Raw genomic sequence first — 23,588 nt, forward strand, 5'->3', positions numbered from 1 at the left:
AATATACTATTAATGAAACGTGATGTAGAAAGGTGGAAACCAATGTTTGAAAAATTGTATGATGAGCATGAAAGTGTGAAGGTACGATTTTTAGGGTTTATGACACATGATACACGTTATGATTTTGGTGTTATTTATACAAATATGTTTTTTGGAAAGCCACTCATTGTTTGTATGCAAACAGGAAGGTCTACTTTACTCGGACGAGATGATGTAGAGAATATTCAATATATACAGGAGATTTTTAAATTAGGATCAGAAGAGGAAGCAAAGGAGTTAGCTCAGTTTTTCAAATTTCTAGTTCCGTCAACTTCTTTACATGCGGAATATGAAGAATAATTAATGTGAAACAGTCGTACTTATAAATATGGCTGTTTTTTATTTTAATATCGCATACTAATTTAAATTAAAAATATTTAATGTGTTATACTAAAAACCTATTGACGTAAAAAGTATAACATATTAAAATGAAGACAGAAAGTTAAGCGGTTACAAAAAGTTTTTGGGATTATAAACTTAGGGGGAAATGAAAAATGGGAACAATCGTATGTCAAGATTGTGAAGGTACAATTGCACACTTCGAAGATGAGAAAGTAACGGTACTTTACGGGAAATGTGGATCTTGCGGATGTGATCACACAGAGCATACAAAAGCCCAATAATTGATAGGAAATGGACAGCTAAAAGTTTTTAGGACCATAAACTTAGGGGGAAATGAAAAATGGGAACAATCGTATGCCAAGTATGTGAAGGAACAATCGGACATTTTGAAGATGAGAAAACGACGGTACTTTACGGAAAATGTGGAACAAATTGTGACTGTGCTAGAAAAGATGATGCGAAAGCTTAATGATAAATAAATAGATTACTATTAAAACTCAGGGGGAAATGAAAATGGGAACAATCGTATGCCAAGTATGTGAAGGAACAATTGGACATTTTGAAGATGAAAAATCAACAGTACTATACGGGAAATGTGGATCTCATTGCGAATGTGACCATAAAGAACATACAAAAGCTTAATAATAAGAAAAAGCGCCTACATGTGTAGGCGCTTTTTTAATAAATTGTAGTTGTATGACCAACTGTTGCAACGATTGCATCATCTCTAATTGGAATAAAGCTTATGGATGTATGTGGTGTACTAGAAGAAGCATATTGGCTCATTATACGGCTATCGATACGGGTAATAGTATCAGTCAAGAAAGCTGAAATAAAAGCGTAAGGGACTCTTCGTTCATTTAATGAATAAATAATTTCTTCTTTTGTTTTTACACCCACGCCATGTCCGTAAAAAAAGAAATTTCCTAAATAGATTGTGTTTTCTCCTTGCCACTCAATTGTAGCTGGATTCACTTGTGGGTTTTTAAAGTAAACGAGGTCACCTGGAACAAGATCGCCACCGTTTTTTGTTATGAGCCTTAGATCTTGATCGTAGTCCCATGTATAAAGTAAAAGATTTGCAAATAGACGATTGAAAGTTTCTTCCTCATACAATGATAGTAAAGCTTTATAAAAAATAATGATCATAGCGGTTGCGCATTCAGTTCCATATAGTTTTCCATTTTTAAAAATATCTTGTATGGCAATAGAAGATGGTATGTTTGGAAGAAGCTCGAATCCTCCAAGGGATGTTCTTTTCCAATACTGGGGGTTGCAAAAGGATTGTTGAAATGTGCGAAACTGAAATCCACTTTGAAAAAGCTCTAGTGCAGAGATAATAATATTAACTCGTAAATTGAGATCAAAGCTGAGTTCATCAGCTGTTCGGAAGGAATAAACTTCTTGATTTCCTGCCATTATTGATAAAATTTGTTGTTTCTCTGCTGCAAATGGCTCATATTCATTTGTAATATAAGGATGTACAATAGAACGGCCTATTACAATCATAATAGTATCCCCACCTATACGTTACATTCTTAAGTATCGTATGAAGAAAAGGAAAAAAGGTGAAAAAAAAGCCTATCAACTGATAGGCTTGTACTCTTTAATAACACGTAATGTTTGTAAGGTCATATCTTCAGGACCTTGTACAGGTAAACCTGCTTCTAAGTTTTTCCGAATATACTCTAAGTTTTCTTGTGTAATAATTTCCCCCGGAGTAAAGATTGGAATCCCTGGCGGATAAACCATAACAAAATCAGCTATAATACGACCCGCTGCATTTTCAAATGGAATGACTTCTGTTTCCGAATAAAAAGCATCTCGAGGAGAAAGTGCTAGCACTGGAATTTCTGGAATCTCTACTTGTATTTGAACACCTTTATCTGCCCTATTTCTAAATGTTGCTGCTAAATCGTGTAAAGCTGCAATAAGTGTATTTGTATCACTTTCTGTATCTCCCAAAGTGATAAGACATAGTATGTTGTATAGATCTGAGAGTTCTACTTCAATGTTATATTGCTCTCTAAGCCATACTTCAGCTTGGTGGCCGGTAATACCTAAATCTTTTACAGATACAATTATCTTTGTAGGATCATAGTTAAAGGTAGCATCTGTACCTAACATTTCTTTTCCAGGACAGTAAAGATGCTCAATAGAATTTATAGCATCACGAACATGTTCAGCTAATTGTATTGTTTGTTCTATGAGTGCTGTTCCTTCTGTAGCAAGACGTTTTCTCGCAACATCAAGGGATGCTAACAAGATGTAAGAAGTTGATGTAGTCGTAAGCATGCTAATAATAGATTGGACATGCTTTACATTCACTAAGCCTTCTTTCACATTAAGAATAGAACTTTGAGTTAAAGAGCCTCCTAATTTGTGAACACTTGTTGCTGCCATATCTGCACCAGCTTGCATCGCTGACATGGGTAATTCATCGTGAAAATGAATATGAACACCATGAGCCTCGTCGACTAGTACAGGGATGTCATAAGAATGTGCTAATTGTACAATCTGTTCTAAGTCTGCAGCAAACCCAAAGTACGTTGGGTTAATAACAAGTAAGCCCTTTGCATCTGAGTGCTCTTCAAGTGCTTTTTTGACAGATTGAATTGTGATTCCATGAGAAATACCGAGCTTCGGATCGATTTCAGGATGCATGAAAATCGGTTTTGCGCCTGAGAAAATAATAGCTGACATTACTGACTTATGCACGTTTCGTGGTACTAGGATTTTGTCACCAGGACCGCAAACGCTCATCACCATTGTCATAATAGCACCACTTGTACCTTGAATAGAAAAGAAAGTATGATCTGCACCGAATGCAGCGGCTGCTAAATCCTGTGCTTCTTTAATCATACCTTTTGGATGATGTAAATCATCGAGTGGCGCAATATTAATTAAATCAATTGCTAATGCATTATGCCCAATAAATTCGCGAAATGTAGGATCCATGCCCTGTCCTTTTTTATGACCAGGAATATGGAATTGAATTGGATTTCGCTTACTGTGCTCAACTAAAGCGGTAAACAATGGTGTTTCGTATTGGGACAATCTATACACCCCTTCTTCTTCATAATATTTAGTGTAATTTGTTTTATATAATCCTGCTCTAAAAAGTTTAGTCTTTTTAGAATAAGGCTTGTTTTTCTGCCATTCAAAAAATCGTTTTTGAGATGGTAGCTTCACTTTACTTTCTATAAAACAAAAGCATTATATCACCAATAATTATAGATGTATAGAAAAAAATGTTTTTAAGGTGAGTATGTTTAATAGTTAGCCTCAATTAATGAATAGAGGAAGACAATTCCATTAAAATGAATAAATAGTGTATAATGCAGAGTGGCTATAATGAAGAATAAAATATTCTCTTTAAGATAGCATAATGAAACAAGAAGAAATGATAAATGAGGTGCGAAATGGAATATCAATATCCGTTAGATTATGATTGGTCAAATGAGGAAATGGTTACAATTGTTAAGTTTTATGAAGCGATTGAGAAAGCTTATGAAAAAGGGATTATAAGAGAAGAATTAATGGGTTTATATCGTCGTTTTAAAGAGATTGTTCCATCGAAAGCAGAAGAAAAGAAAATTGATAAAGAATTTGAAGAAGTAAGTGGATACTCTATATATCGTGCTATTCAAAGGGCAAAAGAAGTCGAAGAACAAAAGCTTGTAAAAATGTAAAAAATATTTTGAAAAATAAAAACTGAAGTGATATAATGTGATAACAACTAAAAACGGACAATATAAATTGTCCGTTTTCTACTATCGATTACAAAGTGCATATAAAGGAAGGAGTGATTGCATCGTAGATTCAATCTTAGCAAGGAATTGTTCGTTGGTCATTGCTGAAAACTCCTCTGGTGATATATGAATACCAACTAATAATTCTGCTTTTTTTACAGTAGCTAATCGTTCAATCATCTTTTGTAAGTCTTCGGTTTCAAGTGTTTTATGTAATTTCACACTTGGTTTAGTATGGTCAATGGACCAAACGAAGTCATTTGGAATATTTGTTTTTAAATCATTTAAATGTTCTAAGAAGGCATGAGCCGTCTCAACTTTTTGTGGACACTCATAGATTAAACCAAAGTATATGAAGGCATGAGTACCCCATAAGCCGATTTGGAAATGCGGTAGCATTTTATATCCTCGTTTATTTGTTGAAAAAGCAACCCAAGTATCGTTTGGTGGATTGACTTTGCGGCGTGCGTGTTTTGCAACATGATAAAAAAAGTTCTCATCAGTTTGTTTGGATAAGTATTCTGCAAATTGTTCCCCTAAAGCTTCTAGCTTAGGATGAATGTTCGTTTTAATTGCACTCATTCGTTCTTCGAGACCATCAACTGTAAAGACATCAAAATCAGTTGACTTGAATGTTTGTATTGTCATGATTGTTCCTCCAACTCCTATTTTGCTTTTATTTTAGCATAGCTTGTACTATTCATAAAAAAAACAGCACAAAAAAATTTAAATAAAAAAATATAATTTTGTTGCATAGATGATTTATCCAACATAGTATAGTATAAAACAAAAAATCAGAAAATTGAATTAATTCTAGTCCGAGGGCAGACGAATATTGGGAGGAGGCAAATAATATGAGACAGGTGATTAATGCGTTAAAGAGAACAGATGCTGAAAAGAGAATACCGGTGCTACGTTTGGAGCTAGATTATGAATTAGCAACTTTATATGATGCGATGATGGAAGATGATAAACAGAAAAAAGAAGAGTGTGTACAAAAGTTAGAAGTGTTAAGACTTGAAATGATTCGTTTAGAAGCGTAATAATAGTATATGTATAAAAAATTAGTTGGTGCGAACCTTATAAAGGGTTCGTTTTTTCTGTGAACAGTATAGATCGGAGTGTTTAAACATGCAAGAAGTATGGAAAGACATTGATGCACACGCCAAACGGTGGATTCGGGATGCAGGAGAGCATTTAATGGCATCAATGAAAAAAGCACTTATTATAGAAACAAAATCAAATGCAGCTGACTTAGTTACAAATATGGACCGAGAGATAGAACAGTTTTTAATTGGGAAAATTAAAGAAACATTCCCGAATCATAATATTTTAGGAGAAGAGGGTTATGGAGACGAGATAACGTCTTCTGACGGGGTTGTTTGGTTAATTGATCCAATTGACGGCACGATGAACTTTGTTCATCAAAAAAGAAATTTTGCGATTTCAATTGGGATTTATGAGAACGGTATCGGAAAGATTGGACTTATATATGATCCAGTGCATGATGAACTATATCATGCAGTCAAGGGATCTGGAGCTTTTTGTAATGATATATCAATTCCTCCACTGAAAAAAGGAACTGTAGAGCAAGGTATTGTAGCTTTAAATGCGATATGGCTTACAGATAATCCATTGCTTAATATGGAAAGTATGATGGCACTTGTTAAGAAAGCAAGAGGCACAAGATCATATGGCTGTGCAGCGTTAGAGATGGTATACGTTGCAACAGGAAGAATAGATGCATATGTAACGCCGAGATTATCACCATGGGATTTTGGCGGAGGACAGATAATTGTAGAAGAAGTTGGAGGTAAGGTGACGACATTCTCTGGAGCGCCACTTTCTATCATAGAGAAGAGCAGTGTGTTAGTTGCAAAACCAGGAGTGTATGAAGAAGTGTTATCGTTTATATGAGAGCAACAAAAAAAGTAAGAGGCTGTGTATAAGCTTCTTACTTTTTAGCGTTATTGTGATTTGCGCATTTTTCTTTTTGTTACAAAACCGTATCCAACTGTAACAAATGTGCCGATAATGCAAATAATAATACCGATTGGACTATTTTCAGCAATCATAATGCCGATACCGATTAAGAAAATAACACCGATAATTGCAGTTAATAAAAAGCGATATTGAATGTGTTCCATTTCTTCACCCTCCAATCTCATTTTACTTTCACAAAAGTAAGAATACAACTATATTTTCATTCTTGCTTTTATTTTAATTGCTATTGTATCCCCTTCGCTCTTATAATAGAGAAGGATTAAAAAGACATTAGGAGTTGGACATGTTGAAAAAACGACAAGATTTACGTAATATAGCAATTATTGCCCACGTTGACCATGGTAAAACAACACTTGTTGACCAGTTATTACGTCAAGCGGGGACTTTCCGTGCGAACGAACACGTTGAAGAACGCGCAATGGATTCAAATGATCTAGAAAGAGAACGCGGTATTACAATTTTAGCGAAAAATACAGCGATTCACTATGAAGATAAAAGAATTAACATTTTAGATACACCTGGTCACGCTGACTTCGGTGGAGAAGTAGAACGTATCATGAAAATGGTTGATGGTGTTTTACTTGTTGTTGATGCATATGAAGGTTGTATGCCACAAACACGATTTGTTTTAAAGAAAGCTCTTGAGCAAAACTTAACTCCAATCGTAGTTGTAAACAAAATTGACCGTGACTTCGCTCGTCCAGATGAAGTAGTTGATGAAGTAATCGACTTATTCATTGAGCTTGGTGCAAACGAAGATCAATTAGAGTTCCCAGTTGTATTTGCATCAGCAATGAACGGAACAGCAAGCTTAGATTCAAACCCAGCAAATCAAGAAGAGAATATGAAATCATTATTCGATACAATTATCGAACATATTCCAGCACCAATTGATAACAGCGAAGAGCCACTTCAATTCCAAGTAGCACTTCTTGATTACAACGACTACGTTGGACGTATTGGAGTTGGTCGCGTATTCCGCGGTACAATGAAGGTTGGACAACAAGTTGCTTTAATGAAAGTAGACGGAAGCGTGAAGCAATTCCGCGTAACGAAATTATTCGGTTACATGGGATTAAAACGTCAAGAAATTGAAGAAGCAAAAGCAGGGGACTTAGTAGCCGTTTCTGGTATGGAAGACATTAACGTAGGTGAAACAGTATGTCCAGTTGAACATCAAGATGCGTTACCATTATTACGTATTGATGAGCCAACACTACAAATGACGTTCCTTGTAAATAACAGCCCATTTGCAGGTCGTGAAGGTAAATACATTACATCTCGTAAAATTGAAGAGCGTCTTCGTTCACAATTAGAAACAGATGTAAGTTTACGTGTAGATAATACAGATTCTCCTGATGCGTGGATCGTATCTGGACGTGGGGAACTACATTTATCTATCTTAATTGAAAACATGCGTCGTGAAGGTTATGAATTACAAGTATCTAAGCCAGAAGTAATTATTAAAGAAGTTGATGGCGTAAGATGTGAGCCTGTAGAGCGTGTACAAATCGATGTACCTGAAGAATACACTGGTTCTATTATGGAATCTATGGGTGCACGTAAAGGTGAAATGTTAGATATGGTGAATAACGGAAACGGTCAAGTTCGCCTTACTTTCATGGTTCCAGCACGTGGTTTAATTGGTTACACAACAGAATTCTTAACATTAACTCGTGGTTACGGTATTTTAAACCATACATTCGATTGCTACCAACCAGTACACGCTGGACAAGTTGGTGGACGTCGTCAAGGTGTTCTAGTTTCACTTGAAACAGGAAAAGCATCACAATACGGTATTATGCAAGTTGAAGACCGTGGTGTAATCTTCGTTGAACCAGGTACAGAAGTATATGCTGGTATGATTGTAGGAGAACACACTCGTGAGAACGACTTAACAGTTAACGTTGTGAAAATGAAACAACAAACTAACATTCGTTCTGCAACGAAAGATCAAACTTCAACAATGAAGAAACCACGCCTAATGACTTTAGAAGAATCATTAGAGTACTTAAACGATGACGAGTTCTGTGAAGTAACTCCAGAATCAATTCGTCTACGTAAAAAGATTCTTGATAAGAGTGAGCGCGAAAGAGCTGCTAAGAAAAAGAAATCTGTTGAAGCGTAAAAATAAAAAAACAACGCCCTTTATAAAGGGCGTTGTTTTTTTATTTTGTTTATTTTTTAGAATATTTACTCATTTTTGTGGACAGTATTTTTTTTGCGAGTTACTCTTGTATTAAGTGTATAAAGAAAATTGCATTTTACTGCTAGGGGGGAAGAGTGTGTTAGAAAGGATGTCTTTTTTTGCAAAATTGTGTAAGGTAGATGAAAATCCAGAGTTAGGAATGTGGTTACTTTATGGGACGATTATTATATTAAGTGCTCTCGTTTATAATTTAGGGTTTGCTAGAAAGTTGTCTGTACTAAAAAATATTGTGATATACATATCATTAGCAATTGGATGCACAGTATTAACCTTTTTTGCTGTGTTTTTACCTGTTGGAGAAGGACTTGTTGTAGCGGCAATTGTACTTGGAATTTATAGATTGCGTTTGCGTCAAGCGAAACAACAAAAAGCAGGATAAGGAAGGGGAGTTTTCATGCGTTCAGTACAAGATGCACTATATAATTGGTTAACAATTAAAACAGTTGCGGAAGCACGCCCAGATGATAGTGCTGCAAAAGAAACATATTTGTTATTTCAAAATATGATATATGAAGAACATAAATTAAGAAATGTGGAAGTCGAAAAGAACGAGGAAATGTATTTAATTACATATGAAATGAATGGAGAACGGAAATCTGCAAGGTTTCCGTTAGAAGCCATTGATTGTTTTTTGGATCAGATGAATCGTGAACCAGAAAAATATAAATAAGTCCTTATCTATATGAGTAAGGACTTATTTACATTTTACCAATCATCTTCGATTTTTTTATCACGATATAATCGGAAATTACCACTTGCATGACGTTCCATTGTACGCTCTGCAATTCGTTCCGAACATTCCATGCACATATATGTATGAATAGGGCGATTACGCAGTTTTTTTGCCATAGGATTTTCATCATCTAACATATCTTTTTTATCACAAATCATACATTTGACTCTCATTTCGTCACCTCAATACGAATTCTATCAGTATAAGTATATCATGGAAGTATAATGTTTTTGAATAATAGTGGGAAAAAATAATATTTTCGCAATTCAAAAAATAAGTTATGATAAGGATATACCAAGTATGTTTGGAGGTGAAAATATGGCGAATGTAGTAGAGCCTACCTTAACAAAGGATTTAGTACAAACGTTGCGTAAAGAGTGTATTGTTATGATAGCAACGACAGATTTCGAAAAACAAGTTCCTAACGTAAGTGCTATTTCTTGGGTGTATGCAGTGAGTAAAACTAGTATTCGATTTGCAGTAGATCAACGTTCACGTATTGTGGAAAATATACAGCATAATACAGGTGTGGTATTGACTATAATGGCGAATGAATCCGTATTTTCTATAAGTGGTGCAGGTGAAATTTTGACAGATAGAATGGAAGGTATTTCTTTAAAATTAACTGTAATAGAAGTAAATGTGCAAGAAGTGCGTGATGTTATGTTTTATGGAGCGAAACTTGCAATTGAACCAACATATGAAAAAACATATGATCTTCGGGCAGCGAAAAAGCTGGATAATGAAGTGTTAGTAGGGATAAGAGAATTATAAAGATGCTAAATAGGAAATTTGTTTATTCACTTTTGTAATCAGTTATTGTGATTTAACGTTAATAATTATAATAAAAAGTAATATATTGAATAGAAATGAATAAAGAATAAATAAAAGGTTTAATGACTATGATTTTCGATTCTACCTCGTTTACACGGTACATATAATTATAACAATGGTTCGTCCATATTTTATGGATGAAACCCTTGTTCTACAAATTTAAAAGTGGAGTCAGGGGGTAACAGGTTGGATAAAATTTATGTGTTAGATACGAATGTACTTTTGCAGGATCCTTTATCTATTTTTTCATTTGAAACCAATGAAGTAGTGATTCCAGCAGTTGTATTAGAAGAGGTTGATTCGAAAAAACGTTATATGGATGAAGTAGGACGAAACGCTCGTTATGTATCTAAGTTAATAGATAAATTTCGTGAAATAGGAAAGCTGCATGAAAGTATCCCGCTAGAAAACGGCGGAACATTTCGTATTGAATTGAACCATCGTTCATTTGTACAACTACAAGATATTTTTGTAGAAAAAACAAATGATAATCGAATTTTAGCTGTAGCAAAAAATCTATCTTTAGAAGAACAGGAAAAAGAGGACGGGAAGTCTGTTATTTTAGTAAGTAAAGATGTACTCGTAAGAGTAAAAGCTGATGCAATTGGTTTGAAGGCTGAAGATTATTTAAGTGATCGCGTAATTGAAGTAGAAAATATATATTCTGGTTTTTTAGAAGGATATATATCAAAAGAACAATTGGATTATTTTTATGAGAAAGGTGAATTGCCTCTATCTGAAATTGCGAATCATCCTTTTTATCCAAATCAATTTGTAGTGATGAAAGATGCATTAGGGGGCTCTAGTTCTGCTCTTGGCATTGTGGATCACTTAGGTAAGAAGGTAAAGAAACTTATTTTTCACAATGAACAAGTGTGGGGGATACGACCACGAAACGTGCAGCAAATTATGGGATTAGAATTGTTGCTTCGTGAAGATATTCCGCTTGTAACGTTAACGGGGAAAGCCGGCACAGGAAAAACGTTACTTGCGTTAGCTTCGGGACTTATGCAAACAGAAGACTTAGGGTTATATAAAAAATTACTTGTGGCAAGACCAATTGTTCCAGTCGGAAAAGATATCGGTTATTTACCAGGAGAAAAAGAAGAAAAGTTAAGGCCATGGATGCAGCCAATTTTTGATAACCTAGAGTATTTATTTAATACGAAAAAGCCAGGAGAGTTAGATGCTATTTTAGCTGGAATGGGTTCGATTGAAGTAGAGGCCCTTACTTATATACGCGGGAGAAGTATTCCAGATCAGTTCATTATCATTGACGAAGCACAAAATTTAACAAAGCATGAAGTGAAGACGATATTAACTAGGGTAGGGGAAAAGAGTAAGATTGTATTGATGGGAGATCCTCAGCAAATTGATCACCCATATTTAGATGAATATAATAATGGCTTAACGTATGTTGTAGAGAAGTTTAAAGAACAGCGTATTAGTGGTCATGTGAAGTTTGTTAAAGGGGAGCGATCTAATTTAGCTCAACTAGCAGCAGATTTATTGTGAAAAGGAGTGAGCTTAAGCTCACTCCTTTTCTTTAAATAATTGTAAATTTACGGATGTTACGGATTGGATTTTGTTGATTAGATCCATCATTGAAATAGAGATGAACAGGCCCGTCTTCTTTTAATGGTTTTCCTTCTTTTGAAAAGCCTAGTATAGCATTTTTGACAGTTTCTAATGGAAGTGTCATTGTATGATCTACCGTTTCAATTTCAACTTGCGTAGCGTCCTCTAAAATTTCAGCGTTAGCAAGGAATGGATGAAATGGTATACCAAATGTTCCAGTAATCAGCTGTTCTTTTTTATATTTCTTCACACTTTGTTGTATTGGAGGAAAAGCGGCACCATCACGGATTTCGCGATCCCAATGTTCTGAAGTGTTTTTTAAATAAGTTTCTAGTTCAGACGTGTTTTCTCTAGTTTCATCAAAGTAAGTTGTCAAATCTACTTTTCGATCATCAAAGATCCAAACAGTTGGATCAATAGTGATTGGAAAACGTACTTTTCCGTTAATAAATAAAATTTCGCTCATTGTTGTTCCCCCATTTGTGTTATACTCCCACTTTTCAGTATAATAGTATTAGACACTGTTGTCACAAAAAATGTTTCTATTGCAATTTATTAAAACTATCGCTAATATTAATAGATAGGATAGAGGAGAGTAGGACGGAAACGGAGGGAATCAATTTGGCGTCTGAGACAGTAGCAAATCATCAGGAAAAGGCACTAGCCCTTCTACAAGCGGATGCAGAGAAGATTTTAAGACTTATTAAGGTGCAAATGGACCATCTTACAATGCCGCAATGTCCATTATATGAAGAAGTGTTAGACACACAAATGTTTGGACTATCCCGCGAGGTCGATTTTGCAGTTCGCCTTGGTCTTATTGCAGAAGAACAAGGGAAAGCAATGTTAGGTGAGCTCGAACGTGAGTTATCTGCACTTCATGAAGCATTTACAAACAAACAACAATAACGGGTTCAAATAAGGGGGCTCAAACTAAATTAGTTTGAGCTTTTTATTTGTATAATAAAGCAGGAAGAATCAATGTACATATGGAATACAACAATAATTAAATTGAAACAGAAAGAGGAAATGAAATGAAAAAAGTATGGAAATCAATGGATTATTCATTGTTACTTCCTCTTGTTATTTTATGTGTGCTGGGGGTAATAATGGTATATAGTTCGAGTTCCATTGTTGCGATTTCGAGATTTGATAAACCAGCAAATTTCTTTTTTAAAAGACAATTAATTACTTTAGTTGTTGGGACAATGGTATTAATAATTATTGCTACTATCCCATATAAAGTTTGGAGAAAACGAATTTTTTTGTTGGGGAGTTACGGTGCTAGTGTTGCCTTATTAGCTGCAGCTGCCTTTTTCACTAAGTCAGTAAACGGTGCAAACGGGTGGATATTTGGAATACAGCCTGCAGAATTTGTTAAGATAACAGTTATTCTCGTCTTAGCTCATTTTTTTGCGAAAAGACAAGAAACGAATACACCTGTTTTCAAAGGGTCAGGTCCAGTACTTATTGGTGTTGGAATAATCATGTTTTTAATATTAAAGCAAAATGATTTAGGTACTGATTTGTTAATTGCAGGAACAGTAGGAATTATGTTTCTTTGTTCGGGAGTACAGGTTAACTTATGGATTAAACGAATTGCTTTAACTTCTATAGTATGGATTCCGGCACTATATCTTCTTGGTAATTATGCATTAAATCCATATCAAAAGGCACGTTTTTCTGTTTTCCTTGATCCGTTTAATGATCCTCAAAAGGATGGGTTTCAATTAGTGAATTCATTTATTGGAATCGCTTCTGGAGGGCTTAATGGTAGAGGATTAGGGAATAGTGTACAAAAATATGGTTATTTACCAGAACCGCAAACGGATTTTATAATGGCAATTATATCTGAAGAACTTGGTTTTATAGGTGTAGCTATCATTTTAATCTGTTTATTACTTATTATTATTCGGTCATTTAGAGTTGCGCAAAAGTGTACAGATCCATTTGGAAGTTTAATAGCTATCGGAATTGCAAGCTTGTTTGGAGTTCAAACGTTTATCAATGTCGGTGGTATGTCTGGAGTAATACCACTTACAGGAGTACCATTACCGTTTGTTAGTTACGGCGGAAGTTCTTTATTAGCTAATCTACTTGCAATGGGAATACTACTCAATATTGCTAGTCACGTGAAACGACAAGAGAAACAACAGAATGGTGTAATGAAAGAAAGAGAACAAAATGGACCACATCTTGTAGTTGTAAAATAAAAACACATTGTGCTTTAGAGCATGATGTGTTTTTTATTTTTAAGTAGTTTTAAATATGATGTACTAATTTCTCTTTCAGTCAAAAGATATATCACATTAAGTTAAATGTGATATACAATTAAGTTGTTAGAAAAGGAAGAGGTATGCTATACTATTTTTGTGAAACAAATTGCACAGAAAACTTATCATTTGTTAGAAAATAAGGTATGATGGATAAAAATAAAGTGAAGCTTTCTAAGTATAATATAATGTGGAAAGTGAAGAACTTCACGCTTTTTAAGGTGTGTATATATTTTATCTCTAGAGTGGTAGGAAAGTAGAGGGGGAAAATCATGACAAAGCTGCAACGTATTCAAAAAGTATTGGTAGCTAACCGTGGAGAGATTGCAATTCGTGTGTTTCGAGCTTGTTCGGAACTTGGATTAAAAACAGTTGCAATCTATTCTAAAGAGGATAGTGGTTCTTATCATCGCTATAAAGCCGATGAGTCCTATTTAGTTGGGGAAGGAAAAAAACCAATTGATGCTTATCTAGATATTGAAGGCATTATTGAGATTGCAAAAAGTAATCATGTAGATGCAATCCACCCTGGATATGGTTTCTTGTCAGAAAATATTCAATTCGCTAAACGTTGTGAAGAAGAAGGAATTATCTTTATCGGTCCGAAAAGTAAGCATTTAGATATGTTTGGAGATAAAGTGAAAGCAAGAACACAAGCGCAGCTAGCACAAATTCCAGTTATACCTGGTAGTGATGGTCCAGTAAATTCATTAGAAGAAGTCAAAAAATTTGCTGAAAAGTATGATTACCCGATTATTATTAAAGCATCCCTTGGGGGTGGCGGTCGTGGTATGCGTATTGTGCGTACTAGTGAGGAATTAGGAGAATCATATAATCGAGCGAAATCAGAAGCGAAAGCAGCTTTTGGTAATGATGAAGTTTACGTCGAAAAATTCGTTGAAAAACCTAAACATATAGAAGTACAAATTTTAGCAGATGAAGAAGGCAATGTTGTTCATTTATACGAGCGTGACTGTTCTGTACAACGTCGTCATCAAAAAGTTGTAGAAATTGCACCGAGTGTATCACTTTCAGATGATCTGCGTCAGCGTATTTGTGATGCTGCTGTGAAGTTAACGAAAAATGTAAACTATTTAAATGCAGGAACAGTAGAATTCCTTGTAAAAGATGATGAGTTTTACTTTATTGAAGTAAATCCACGTGTTCAAGTAGAACATACGATTACAGAAATGATTACGGGAGTAGATATTGTTCAATCACAAATTTTAATAGCTGATGGACATTCATTACATAGCAAAATGGTAGGTGTTCCGAAGCAAGAGGAAGTAGTTGTACATGGATTTGCAATTCAATCTCGTGTAACAACTGAAGATCCGCTAAATAATTTTATGCCGGATACAGGAAAAATTATGGCGTATCGATCAGGCGGTGGTTTTGGTGTACGTCTTGATACAGGAAATAGCTTCCAAGGTGCAGTTATTACACCGTACTACGATTCTTTACTTGTAAAAGTTACAACTTGGGCACTTACTTTTGAGCAAGCTGCTGCAAAAATGGAACGTAACTTAAAAGAATTCCGTATTCGTGGTATTAAAACAAATATTCCATTTCTAGAGAATGTAGTAAAGCATAAAAACTTCTTATCAGGAGAATATGATACTTCATTTATCGATGCGTCACCTGAATTGTTCTTGTTCCCGAAACGTAAAGACCGTGGAACGAAAATGTTAAATTACATTGGTACAGTAACAGTAAATGGTTTCCCAGGAGTAGGGAAAAAAGAAAAACCAATATTCCCAGATGCTCGTATTCCATGTTTAAAACATTCAGAGCCAATCCAAAATGGAACGAAACAAATTTTGGACGAGCGTGGAGCGGACGGATTAGTAAAATGGGTACAGGATCAAAAACGTGTACTTTTAACGGATACAACATTCCGTGATGCACACCAGTCATTACTTGCAACTCGTATTCGTACAAAAGATTTACATCAAATTGCGGAGCCAACAGCGAGAATGTTACCGAACCTATTCTCAGCGGAAATGTGGGGCGGTGCAACGTTTGATGTTGCGTATCGTTTCTTAAAAGAAGATCCATGGGAACGATTACTAGATCTTCGTGAAAAAATGCCGAACGTGTTATTCCAAATGTTACTTCGTTCTTCAAACGCAGTTGGATACAAAAACTATCCAGATAATTTAATTCAAAAATTTGTGGAATGTTCTGCTCAAGCAGGCATTGATGTATTCCGTATTTTTGATAGCTTAAACTGGGTGGAAGGCATGAGAGTTGCAATTGACGCTGTACGAGATACTGGTAAAATTGCAGAAGCAACAATGTGCTACACAGGGGATATTCATGATCCACTGCGTAGTAAATATGATTTAAATTACTATAAAAATTTAGCAAAAGAGTTAGAAGCATCAGGAGCTCACATTTTAGGTATTAAAGATATGGCGGGCTTACTAAAACCAAATGCAGCATATGATTTAGTTTCTGCATTAAAAGAGACAGTGTCGATTCCAATTCATCTGCACACGCACGATACGAGTGGAAATGGTATATTAACGTATACGAAGGCAATTGAAGCGGGTGTTGATATCGTCGATGTAGCAGTGAGTTCTATGGCTGGTCAAACGTCACAACCAAGTGCGAACACGCTATACTATGCGTTAGGCGGAAACGAAAGACAACCAGATGTTAATATAGATTCTTTAGAAAAACTATCTCATTATTGGGAAGATGTACGCAAATACTATGCACCGTTTGAAAGTGGTATGAATGCGCCTCATACAGAGGTGTATATGCATGAAATGCCGGGTGGGCAGTATAGTAATCTTCAGCAACAAGCGAAGGCGGTTGGTTTAGGAGATCGATTCGATGAAGTGAAAGTAATGTACCGCCGTGTGAATGACATGTTTGGAGATATTGTAAAAGTAACGCCATCATCAAAAGTTGTTGGTGATATGGCATTATTTATGGTTCAAAACCATCTGACAGAACAAGATGTTTTAGAGCGTGGACATGCCATGGACTTCCCAGGGTCTGTTGTTGAAATGTTCTCTGGTGATTTAGGTCAACCGTACGGTGGTTTCCCGAAAGAATTACAAAAGATTATTTTAAAAGGGAAAGAGCCATTAACAGTAAGACCAGGTGAATTACTAGAGCCAGTAGATTTCGAAGCGTTAAAAGAAGAATTATTCCATAAACTTGGACGCGAAGTAACGATTTTTGATGTAGTGGCATATGCTTTATATCCAAAAGTATTTATGGATTATGAAAAAGTTGCTGAGCTTTATGGAAATGTATCTGTACTTGATACACCGACGTTCTTCTATGGTATGAGACTAGGTGAAGAAATTGATGTAGAAATTGAACAGGGTAAAACATTGATGGTTAAACTAGTATCAATTGGAGAACCTCAGCCGGATGGAAACCGCGTTCTTTACTTGGAATTTAACGGTCAACCACGTGAAATTATCGTGAAAGACGAGAGTGTAAAAGCAACAGTTGCACAACGTGTGAAAGGGAACCGTGAGAATCCAAATCATATTAGTGCAACGATGCCAGGAACGGTAATTAAAGTAGTTGTAAAAGAAGGCGACGAAGTGAAAAAAGGCGATTCTATGGCAATTACAGAAGCGATGAAAATGGAAACGACAGTTCAAGCGCCGTTCAATGGTAAAGTGAAGAAAGTATATGTTAACGATGGTGATGCAATTCAAACGGGTGATTTACTTATTGAATTAGATCACTAAAATAAGAAAAGAGCTGTGTAAATACAGCTCTTTTTTATTGCAAAAAATCCCTTGCCGAATTGGCAAGGGATTTTAGTTTTAAATTATTTTGTTTGTTTAGAAGTTGATTCGGCTTCTTTTGCATTCACTTTACTTCTTGTTCCTAACATAACTAAATAGCATAGTACGGCAAACAAGCAAGAAATAAATAGAGAATGTAACAATGCCATTGCTAAACTAGCGTTTGTAAATACAACTAAAACTCCTACTACAGCTTGAAGTGTAACAAGGATAAATGAAATGATCCATCCCCAATATACGACAGGTTGCTGTTTGTAATGGCGAATAGCGAGAATCATCGCGTATAGTATCCAAGCGAAAATTAACATCGCTGCAACTCTATGGCCCATTTGAACCCATTCATGTAGTTGAGTTGGCATAGGTCTGTTTTTGCTACATAAAGGAAAGTCTGGACAGGCTAAGCTAGCTCGTTCGTGACGTACTAAAGCGCCTGTGTAGACGACGATATAACTGTAAATTGTTACACCATAGATATGGAATTTCATTTTTTTGTCCATAATAAGTGAACGTGCATCAAACTTTTGGTCAATTTCAAAGATAAGACACGTTAATAAAATGACAGAAGCAAATGAAATTAAGGAAATACCAAAATGAATAGCAAGTACAGCGGGCATTTGGCCCCAAACAACTGCTGCTGCTCCCATTAATGCTTGTGCAACTAAAAATACGAAGGATAAAATTGCTAACGTTTTTGTTTCACGCACATGTTTATAATATTTCCAGGACAAAATACAAAGGAGAGTGACAAGAATTCCAGCTGATCCTGATGTTAATCGGTGGCTAAGTTCAATAATAGTTTCCATTGATAAATTAGATGGAACAAATTCACCGTTACAAAGTGGCCATGATTTACCACAACCTTGACCAGAACCTGTTTTTGTAACTAAAGCGCCTCCTAATAAAACTATTAATAAATCAAGGCTTGTAATGACTGCTAACCATTTAATAAAGCGTTGCAATCTCTTTCACCATCTTTCTGCTATGAAGTTATTGCGAAATATTTTCATTCCATTATGTATAGAATAAAACGCGCTAGTTCCTATGATATATAAAAAATAATAAAATAGCAAAGAAATGGAGGAGGAAGGAAATGGGGAGAAAATAGGTGTAAAAACAGGGTTTGAAAGGAAAAAATTAGGTGAAAAATAGGCTGTTTTGAAAAGAAATGGGGAGAATACGTGTTAAATAGGACAAAATAGTTTATTATAGAAGGTAACATCATGTTATGATAAGGACAAGTCAGAATGAAGTTTTTTATATCCGACACAAAAAGTTCATGTTTTCTTCACAAAATGTTCGGGAAATATGATTTAATATATTGGAGTATGGGCGTAGATTAGTAGTAGAATGGGTTAACAATGTTTCTACTGTAATAATATTGCTATATAGAAGCGAATTATTTCATTTGAAATAAGCGCAAAAAGAAAGATGAAAGTTTTAAGAGGGGGTTAGAGTGATGAACCATGCAACAAGTGAGCTGCATGATGAGTCCGCTGTTACAAGTGTACCGGAAACAACTCGGTTACAAGATTTATCAGCACTCGTTAAAATGGGGATTGTAAACTCAAATACACTTACTGTATTTACAGGATTTTGGTTGGCGTTACACTTTAATGGATTAAGTGTGATGGACAATCTGGATAAGCTATTTTTTACAATCGTTGGTTCAGGATTAATTATGGCGGGGGTATGTTGTTTAAATAACTACATCGATAGAGACATCGATCCGTTAATGGAAAGAACAAAGACTCGTCCAACGGTTACTGGAAAGTATAAACCAGGATTTGCACTTACATTTGGCCTAGTTATATTACTTCTTGGATTTGTATTCTTATTATTAACAACACCAATGGCAGTTTTAATGGGATTTATTGGTGCTTTCACATATGTTGTCCTATATACTTTATGGACAAAGAGAAAGTATACACTAAATACTGTTGTAGGTAGTATATCTGGAGCAGTTCCACCTTTAATTGGATGGGCAGCAATCGATCCATCTTTAGGTCATCCAATTGCTTGGATGTTATTTTTAATTATGTTTATTTGGCAAATCCCACATTTCCTTGCATTAGCGATGAAACGTGTTGATGAATATCGAAATGCAGGAATTCCAATGCTTCCTGTAGTTCATGGATTTGAAATTACGAAACGCCAAATTATGATTTGGACAGTATGTTTATTACCACTCCCATTTTATATGAGTGGACTAGGGATAACATTTATGGTAATTGCAACACTGCTTAACATCGGATGGATCGTTTTAGGATTTTATGGCTTCCGTAAGAAAGATGACATCAAATGGTCCGTGCAAATGTTTGTTTATTCCCTAAATTATTTAACAATCTTATTTGTATCAATGATTGTAGTTACATTCTTCTAAGACAACGACATAATTGGATTTCTTTACGTTGAGATTTACTTTACTTAACTATAAAGTACAATCTAATTCACAAGGAAAGTGGGGGTTGTTTGTATGAAGAAACAGTGGCGACTGCTTTCGTTCGTTTCACTGCTGGCTTTACTGTTAGGGGGATGCGGTAAAGCCTTTCAATCTACTTTAATTCCGCAAGGAGAAGTAGCAAAAATGCAATATGATTTACTTCTACTGGCTAGTGCAATCATGGTAGGAGTAGTACTAGTAGTTACTATTATTTTCTTGTATGTAATTGTGCGTTTCCGACAAAAGAAAGGTCAGGAAGATTATATTCCAGAGCAAGTTGAAGGGAATCACAAGCTAGAAATTATATGGACAGTTATTCCGATTATTCTTTTACTAATCTTAGCTGTTCCAACGGTTACATATACATTCAAACTTGCTGATGTAAGTGCGATGGAGAAAAAGAATATTGATAAAGATACTATCGTTGTTGATGTAACAGCGAATCTTTATTGGTGGGAATTTTCTTATAAATCAGAAAAGATAGTAACTTCGCAAGATTTGGTCATCCCCACAGGTAAGAAAGTGTATTTAAATTTGAAGGGTGCCGATATTAAACACTCATTTTGGGTTCCATCTTTAGCAGGGAAAATGGATACAAATACAGACAATGTGAACAAAATGTGGTTAAAGGCAGATAAATCGGGCACTTATAATGGTTTTTGTACAGAATTTTGCGGTCCATCACATTCTTTAATGCAATTTAAAGTGAAAGCTTTAGATGAAAGCGAGTACAAAAAATGGCTTGCTGATATGAAGAAGATTGATGGAAAGAAAGAAGTAGCTTCAACAAAGGCGCAAGAGGGCCGAGAAATATTTAATAAAAGCTGTATTGGTTGTCACGCAGTTGGATCTAATGATAGTAGACCACCTTCCGCTCGTATCGCACCAAACTTAGCAAACTTTGCGGATCGCGATATGGTTGCCGGTATTGCCGAAAACAATGAAGAAAACTTAAAAAAATGGCTGAAAGATCCTGAAAATATGAAGCCAGGAAACAAAATGACTGGCAAATATGGCAACTTAACGGATGATCAAATTGATGCATTAAATGCATACTTACAAACGTTAAAAGTTGAAAAGTAAAGAGGGACTATTCGCGAAGGGGAGGTTGAAAACGTGAGTTCTGTAGCAAAAAAACAGGGGATGGGTGCTGTCATATGGGATTATTTAACGACAGTAGACCATAAAAAGATTGCCATTCTCTATTTAATTGCAGGTGGATTGTTTTTTGTAATAGGCGGAATAGAAGCTCTATTTATTCGCCTTCAATTAGCGATTCCTAACAACGCTTTTCTTGTTGGGGATGCTTATAATCAAGTATTAACGATGCACGGTACAACAATGATTTTCCTCGCAGCTATGCCACTCGTGTTTGCATTTATGAACGCCGCTGTACCACTTCAAATTGGTGCACGTGATGTAGCGTTCCCGTTTTTGAATTCACTCGGATTTTGGTTATTTTTCTTTGGTGGAGTATTTTTAAATTTAAGTTGGTTTTTAGGTGGAGCACCTGATGCAGGATGGACATCTTATGCATCTTTAGCTTTAGCCTCTAAAGGTCATGGTGTTGATTTCTATGTACTCGGCTTGCAAATCTCAGGTATTGGTACATTAATTGGAGGAATTAACTTCCTTGTAACCATTATTAATATGCGCGCGCCAGGAATGACGTATATGCGTATGCCGATGTTTACATGGACAACATTTGTAACATCTTCGCTTATATTATTCGCTTTTCCGCCGTTAACTGTAGGATTAGGACTTTTAATGTTAGATCGTTTATTTGGAACAAGTTTCTTTAATCCGGCATTGGGCGGGAATACAATTATATGGGAGCATTTATTCTGGATTTTCGGTCATCCAGAAGTATACATTCTTATACTCCCAGCTTTCGGAATATTCTCAGAAATCTTCGCAACATTTTCGAAAAAACGATTGTTTGGTTATTCATCGATGGTGTTTGCGACTGTATTAATTGGATTTTTAGGATTTATGGTATGGGCGCACCATATGTTTACTGTTGGACTTGGTCCAGTTGCTAATGCTATTTTCTCAGTTGCAACAATGGCGATTGCGGTTCCGACTGGTATCAAAATATTCAACTGGCTCTTTACAATGTGGGGTGGAAGTATTCGTTTTACGACACCAATGATGTGGGCAGTAGCTTTCATTCCATCATTCGTAATGGGTGGAGTTACAGGGGTTATGCTAGCATCTGCACCAGCTGATTATCAATTTCATGATAACTATTTCGTAGTAGCGCATTTTCATTATGTAATCGTTGGCGGTGTTGTATTTGGTTTACTTGCAGGAGCTCATTATTATTGGCCACTGATGTTTAATAAAGTATTAAATGAAACATTAGGAAAGATAACGTTTTGGCTATTCTTTATCGGCTTCCATTTAACGTTCTTTATTCAGCATTTCCTTGGCTTGATTGGTATGCCACGCCGTTACTACACATATCTTGAAGGGCAAGGGTTGGAAATGGGGAATATGATTAGTTCTATCGGAGCGGTGTTTATGGCTCTTGGAACGATTGTTCTTCTATTCAATGTAATTAAAACGACAGTATCAAAAGAAAAAGCTGGTCGTGATCCGTGGGATGCACGTACATTAGAATGGACAATGCCAGCACCGACACCAGAATATAACTTTAAACAATTACCATTTGTTCGCGGATTAGATCCGTTTTGGATTGAAAAACGTGAAGGTAATAAAGAGATGACAGCAGCGGAACCAGTTGGTGATATTCATATGCCAAATCCTTCGTTTTCACCATTTGTTATTTCTTTCGGATTGTTTATAGCGGCATTTGGTGCGATGTATATGCAGGGCGGAAAAGATAAGTTCTGGTTATTAGTAGCAATTATTGGTTTAATCATTACATTTGGCGCAATGTTCCTACGTTCAGTAATTGATGATCATGGGTATCATATTCATAAAGAAGATTTAGAGGATAAGGGGGGCAAGGCATAATGCATGTAGATGAAAAGTTAACGAATGAAACATTTCCAGCAGAGCCTGAAAAAGCAACCCTTGAAGGGAAAAATAAGTTTGTCGGTTTTTGGTTATTTCTTGGAGGCGAAACAGTGTTGTTCGCTTCCTTATTCGGCACATATTTAGCGTTAAAGAATTCTACAAATGGTGGACCAACATCTCAAGAGATGTTCCAAATGCCACTCGTTTTCATTATGACGATGCTTTTATTAACGAGTAGCTTAACGAGTGTATATGCGATGTATCACATGAAAAACTTTAACTTTAAGAAAATGCAGCTTTGGTTACTAGTAACAGTATTGCTAGGTTTAGGGTTTTTAGGATTTGAGATATATGAGTTTTATCATTATACACATGAATTTAAGCATACTATGAGAAGTAGTGCGTTTGGCTCTGCGTTTTATGCTCTTGTTGGTACACATGGACTCCACGTATTGTTTGGGTTATGTTGGATTTTAACATTAATCTTTAGAAATGCGAAGAGAGGTCTAAATTTATACAATGCACCGAAGTTTTATGTTGCATCGATTTATTGGCACTTTATTGACGTAGTTTGGGTGTTTATTTTCACTGTAGTATATTTAATGGGAATGGTGGGATAAACA

26 protein-coding genes are annotated in these 23,588 nt (G+C 35.6%); 19 read left to right on the top strand and 7 right to left on the bottom strand.

Annotated elements, in window-relative coordinates; translation table 11 throughout:
* Positions 1–42 precede the first annotated feature (42 nt).
* The 4 genes from ACTFR8_RS12875 (at position 43) to ACTFR8_RS12890 (ending at position 1,023) form a co-directional block, all read left to right on the top strand.
* Positions 43–339: a DUF3055 domain-containing protein gene (locus ACTFR8_RS12875; RefSeq protein WP_033683945.1), complete on the top strand. Its 297-nt coding sequence runs from the start codon at positions 43–45 to the stop codon at positions 337–339.
* A 194-nt stretch (positions 340–533) separates the two neighbouring features.
* A complete protein-coding gene (locus tag ACTFR8_RS12880; RefSeq protein WP_000536778.1) occupies positions 534–662 on the top strand; it encodes a GapA-binding peptide SR1P in 129 nt (42 codons plus the stop codon).
* A 59-nt stretch (positions 663–721) separates the two neighbouring features.
* On the top strand, positions 722–850 hold the full coding sequence (locus tag ACTFR8_RS12885; protein ID WP_144607948.1) for a GapA-binding peptide SR1P: 129 nt from the start codon (positions 722–724) through the stop codon (positions 848–850).
* A gap of 44 nt (positions 851–894) precedes the next feature.
* Positions 895–1,023: a GapA-binding peptide SR1P gene (locus tag ACTFR8_RS12890; RefSeq protein ID WP_000536796.1), complete on the top strand. Its 129-nt coding sequence runs from the start codon at positions 895–897 to the stop codon at positions 1,021–1,023.
* Positions 1,024–1,059: 36 nt separating this feature from the next.
* Here ACTFR8_RS12890 and ACTFR8_RS12895 read toward each other — a convergent pair whose 3' ends face one another.
* Complete coding sequence (locus ACTFR8_RS12895; protein WP_000635340.1) at positions 1,060–1,890, bottom strand: protein-glutamine gamma-glutamyltransferase; 831 nt, start codon at positions 1,888–1,890, stop codon at positions 1,060–1,062.
* A 75-nt stretch (positions 1,891–1,965) separates the two neighbouring features.
* Positions 1,966–3,438 (bottom strand): arginine decarboxylase, encoded by a 1,473-nt coding sequence (speA, locus tag ACTFR8_RS12900; protein ID WP_000084897.1) that lies wholly within the window; start codon positions 3,436–3,438, stop codon positions 1,966–1,968.
* A 365-nt stretch (positions 3,439–3,803) separates the two neighbouring features.
* On the opposite strand from speA, the gene ACTFR8_RS12905 reads away from it, so the two are divergent.
* Positions 3,804–4,073, top strand: coding sequence for a UPF0223 family protein (locus ACTFR8_RS12905; RefSeq protein WP_000456549.1), 270 nt, complete (start codon positions 3,804–3,806; stop codon positions 4,071–4,073).
* Between the two features lie 81 nt (positions 4,074–4,154).
* On the opposite strand, the gene ACTFR8_RS12910 is transcribed toward ACTFR8_RS12905, so the two are convergent.
* Positions 4,155–4,781: a YktB family protein gene (locus ACTFR8_RS12910; RefSeq protein WP_000155317.1), complete on the bottom strand. Its 627-nt coding sequence runs from the start codon at positions 4,779–4,781 to the stop codon at positions 4,155–4,157.
* Between the two features lie 206 nt (positions 4,782–4,987).
* On the opposite strand from ACTFR8_RS12910, the gene ACTFR8_RS12915 reads away from it, so the two are divergent.
* Complete coding sequence (locus ACTFR8_RS12915) at positions 4,988–5,176, top strand: hypothetical protein (protein WP_001250164.1); 189 nt, start codon at positions 4,988–4,990, stop codon at positions 5,174–5,176.
* 88 nt (positions 5,177–5,264) lie between these two features.
* On the top strand, positions 5,265–6,050 hold the full coding sequence (locus tag ACTFR8_RS12920) for an inositol monophosphatase family protein (protein ID WP_001158703.1): 786 nt from the start codon (positions 5,265–5,267) through the stop codon (positions 6,048–6,050).
* Positions 6,051–6,100: 50 nt separating this feature from the next.
* On the opposite strand, the gene ACTFR8_RS12925 is transcribed toward ACTFR8_RS12920, so the two are convergent.
* A complete protein-coding gene (locus ACTFR8_RS12925) occupies positions 6,101–6,280 on the bottom strand; it encodes a DUF5325 family protein (protein ID WP_000400127.1) in 180 nt (59 codons plus the stop codon).
* 140 nt (positions 6,281–6,420) lie between these two features.
* Here ACTFR8_RS12925 and typA point away from each other — a divergent pair, with 140 nt between their 5' ends.
* The 3 genes from typA to ACTFR8_RS12940 all read left to right on the top strand — a co-directional run bounded on the left by typA (position 6,421) and on the right by ACTFR8_RS12940 (position 9,016).
* Positions 6,421–8,265, top strand: a complete 1,845-nt coding sequence (typA, locus tag ACTFR8_RS12930; protein ID WP_000914762.1) for a translational GTPase TypA — start codon at positions 6,421–6,423, stop codon at positions 8,263–8,265.
* A 157-nt stretch (positions 8,266–8,422) separates the two neighbouring features.
* Positions 8,423–8,725, top strand: a complete 303-nt coding sequence (locus ACTFR8_RS12935) for a YlaH-like family protein (protein WP_000893662.1) — start codon at positions 8,423–8,425, stop codon at positions 8,723–8,725.
* A 15-nt stretch (positions 8,726–8,740) separates the two neighbouring features.
* Positions 8,741–9,016: a hypothetical protein gene (locus ACTFR8_RS12940; RefSeq protein ID WP_001258147.1), complete on the top strand. Its 276-nt coding sequence runs from the start codon at positions 8,741–8,743 to the stop codon at positions 9,014–9,016.
* A 35-nt stretch (positions 9,017–9,051) separates the two neighbouring features.
* Here the strand turns inward: ACTFR8_RS12940 and ACTFR8_RS12945 are convergent, their stop codons facing one another.
* Positions 9,052–9,252: a YlaI family protein gene (locus tag ACTFR8_RS12945; protein ID WP_002082250.1), complete on the bottom strand. Its 201-nt coding sequence runs from the start codon at positions 9,250–9,252 to the stop codon at positions 9,052–9,054.
* A 145-nt stretch (positions 9,253–9,397) separates the two neighbouring features.
* Between ACTFR8_RS12945 and ACTFR8_RS12950 the strand changes: the two genes are divergently transcribed.
* Complete coding sequence (locus tag ACTFR8_RS12950) at positions 9,398–9,853, top strand: pyridoxamine 5'-phosphate oxidase family protein (protein WP_100619304.1); 456 nt, start codon at positions 9,398–9,400, stop codon at positions 9,851–9,853.
* Between the two features lie 246 nt (positions 9,854–10,099).
* Complete coding sequence (locus tag ACTFR8_RS12955; protein WP_000358083.1) at positions 10,100–11,428, top strand: PhoH family protein; 1,329 nt, start codon at positions 10,100–10,102, stop codon at positions 11,426–11,428.
* Between the two features lie 31 nt (positions 11,429–11,459).
* Here the strand turns inward: ACTFR8_RS12955 and ACTFR8_RS12960 are convergent, their stop codons facing one another.
* Positions 11,460–11,957: a hypothetical protein gene (locus tag ACTFR8_RS12960; RefSeq protein ID WP_001289809.1), complete on the bottom strand. Its 498-nt coding sequence runs from the start codon at positions 11,955–11,957 to the stop codon at positions 11,460–11,462.
* 155 nt (positions 11,958–12,112) lie between these two features.
* Here ACTFR8_RS12960 and ACTFR8_RS12965 point away from each other — a divergent pair, with 155 nt between their 5' ends.
* From ACTFR8_RS12965 to pyc, 3 genes are all read left to right on the top strand, one after another.
* Entirely contained in the window at positions 12,113–12,400 is a 288-nt protein-coding gene (locus ACTFR8_RS12965; RefSeq protein ID WP_000135694.1) for a YlaN family protein, read from the top strand.
* A gap of 125 nt (positions 12,401–12,525) precedes the next feature.
* Complete coding sequence (locus ACTFR8_RS12970; protein WP_098283086.1) at positions 12,526–13,704, top strand: FtsW/RodA/SpoVE family cell cycle protein; 1,179 nt, start codon at positions 12,526–12,528, stop codon at positions 13,702–13,704.
* 332 nt (positions 13,705–14,036) lie between these two features.
* Positions 14,037–17,483, top strand: a complete 3,447-nt coding sequence (gene pyc, locus ACTFR8_RS12975) for a pyruvate carboxylase (protein ID WP_000164093.1) — start codon at positions 14,037–14,039, stop codon at positions 17,481–17,483.
* 83 nt (positions 17,484–17,566) lie between these two features.
* Here the strand turns inward: pyc and ctaA are convergent, their stop codons facing one another.
* On the bottom strand, positions 17,567–18,502 hold the full coding sequence (gene ctaA, locus ACTFR8_RS12980) for a heme A synthase (RefSeq protein WP_001188744.1): 936 nt from the start codon (positions 18,500–18,502) through the stop codon (positions 17,567–17,569).
* Positions 18,503–18,999: 497 nt separating this feature from the next.
* Between ctaA and ctaB the strand changes: the two genes are divergently transcribed.
* From ctaB to ctaE, 4 genes are all read left to right on the top strand, one after another.
* On the top strand, positions 19,000–19,923 hold the full coding sequence (gene ctaB / locus ACTFR8_RS12985) for a protoheme IX farnesyltransferase (RefSeq protein WP_001015061.1): 924 nt from the start codon (positions 19,000–19,002) through the stop codon (positions 19,921–19,923).
* Positions 19,924–20,016: 93 nt separating this feature from the next.
* Entirely contained in the window at positions 20,017–21,066 is a 1,050-nt protein-coding gene (coxB, locus tag ACTFR8_RS12990) for a cytochrome c oxidase subunit II (RefSeq protein ID WP_100619318.1), read from the top strand.
* A gap of 60 nt (positions 21,067–21,126) precedes the next feature.
* Positions 21,127–22,962, top strand: a complete 1,836-nt coding sequence (gene ctaD / locus ACTFR8_RS12995; protein WP_153579316.1) for a cytochrome c oxidase subunit I — start codon at positions 21,127–21,129, stop codon at positions 22,960–22,962.
* Positions 22,962–23,585, top strand: a complete 624-nt coding sequence (gene ctaE / locus ACTFR8_RS13000; RefSeq protein ID WP_000557861.1) for a cytochrome c oxidase subunit III — start codon at positions 22,962–22,964, stop codon at positions 23,583–23,585. The genes ctaD and ctaE overlap by 1 nt, the downstream gene beginning before the upstream one ends.
* Positions 23,586–23,588 lie beyond the last annotated feature (3 nt).

The sequence above is a fragment of the Bacillus cereus group sp. MYBK15-3 genome (assembly GCF_051916765.1).
GTDB lineage: Bacteria > Bacillota > Bacilli > Bacillales > Bacillaceae_G > Bacillus_A > Bacillus_A cereus.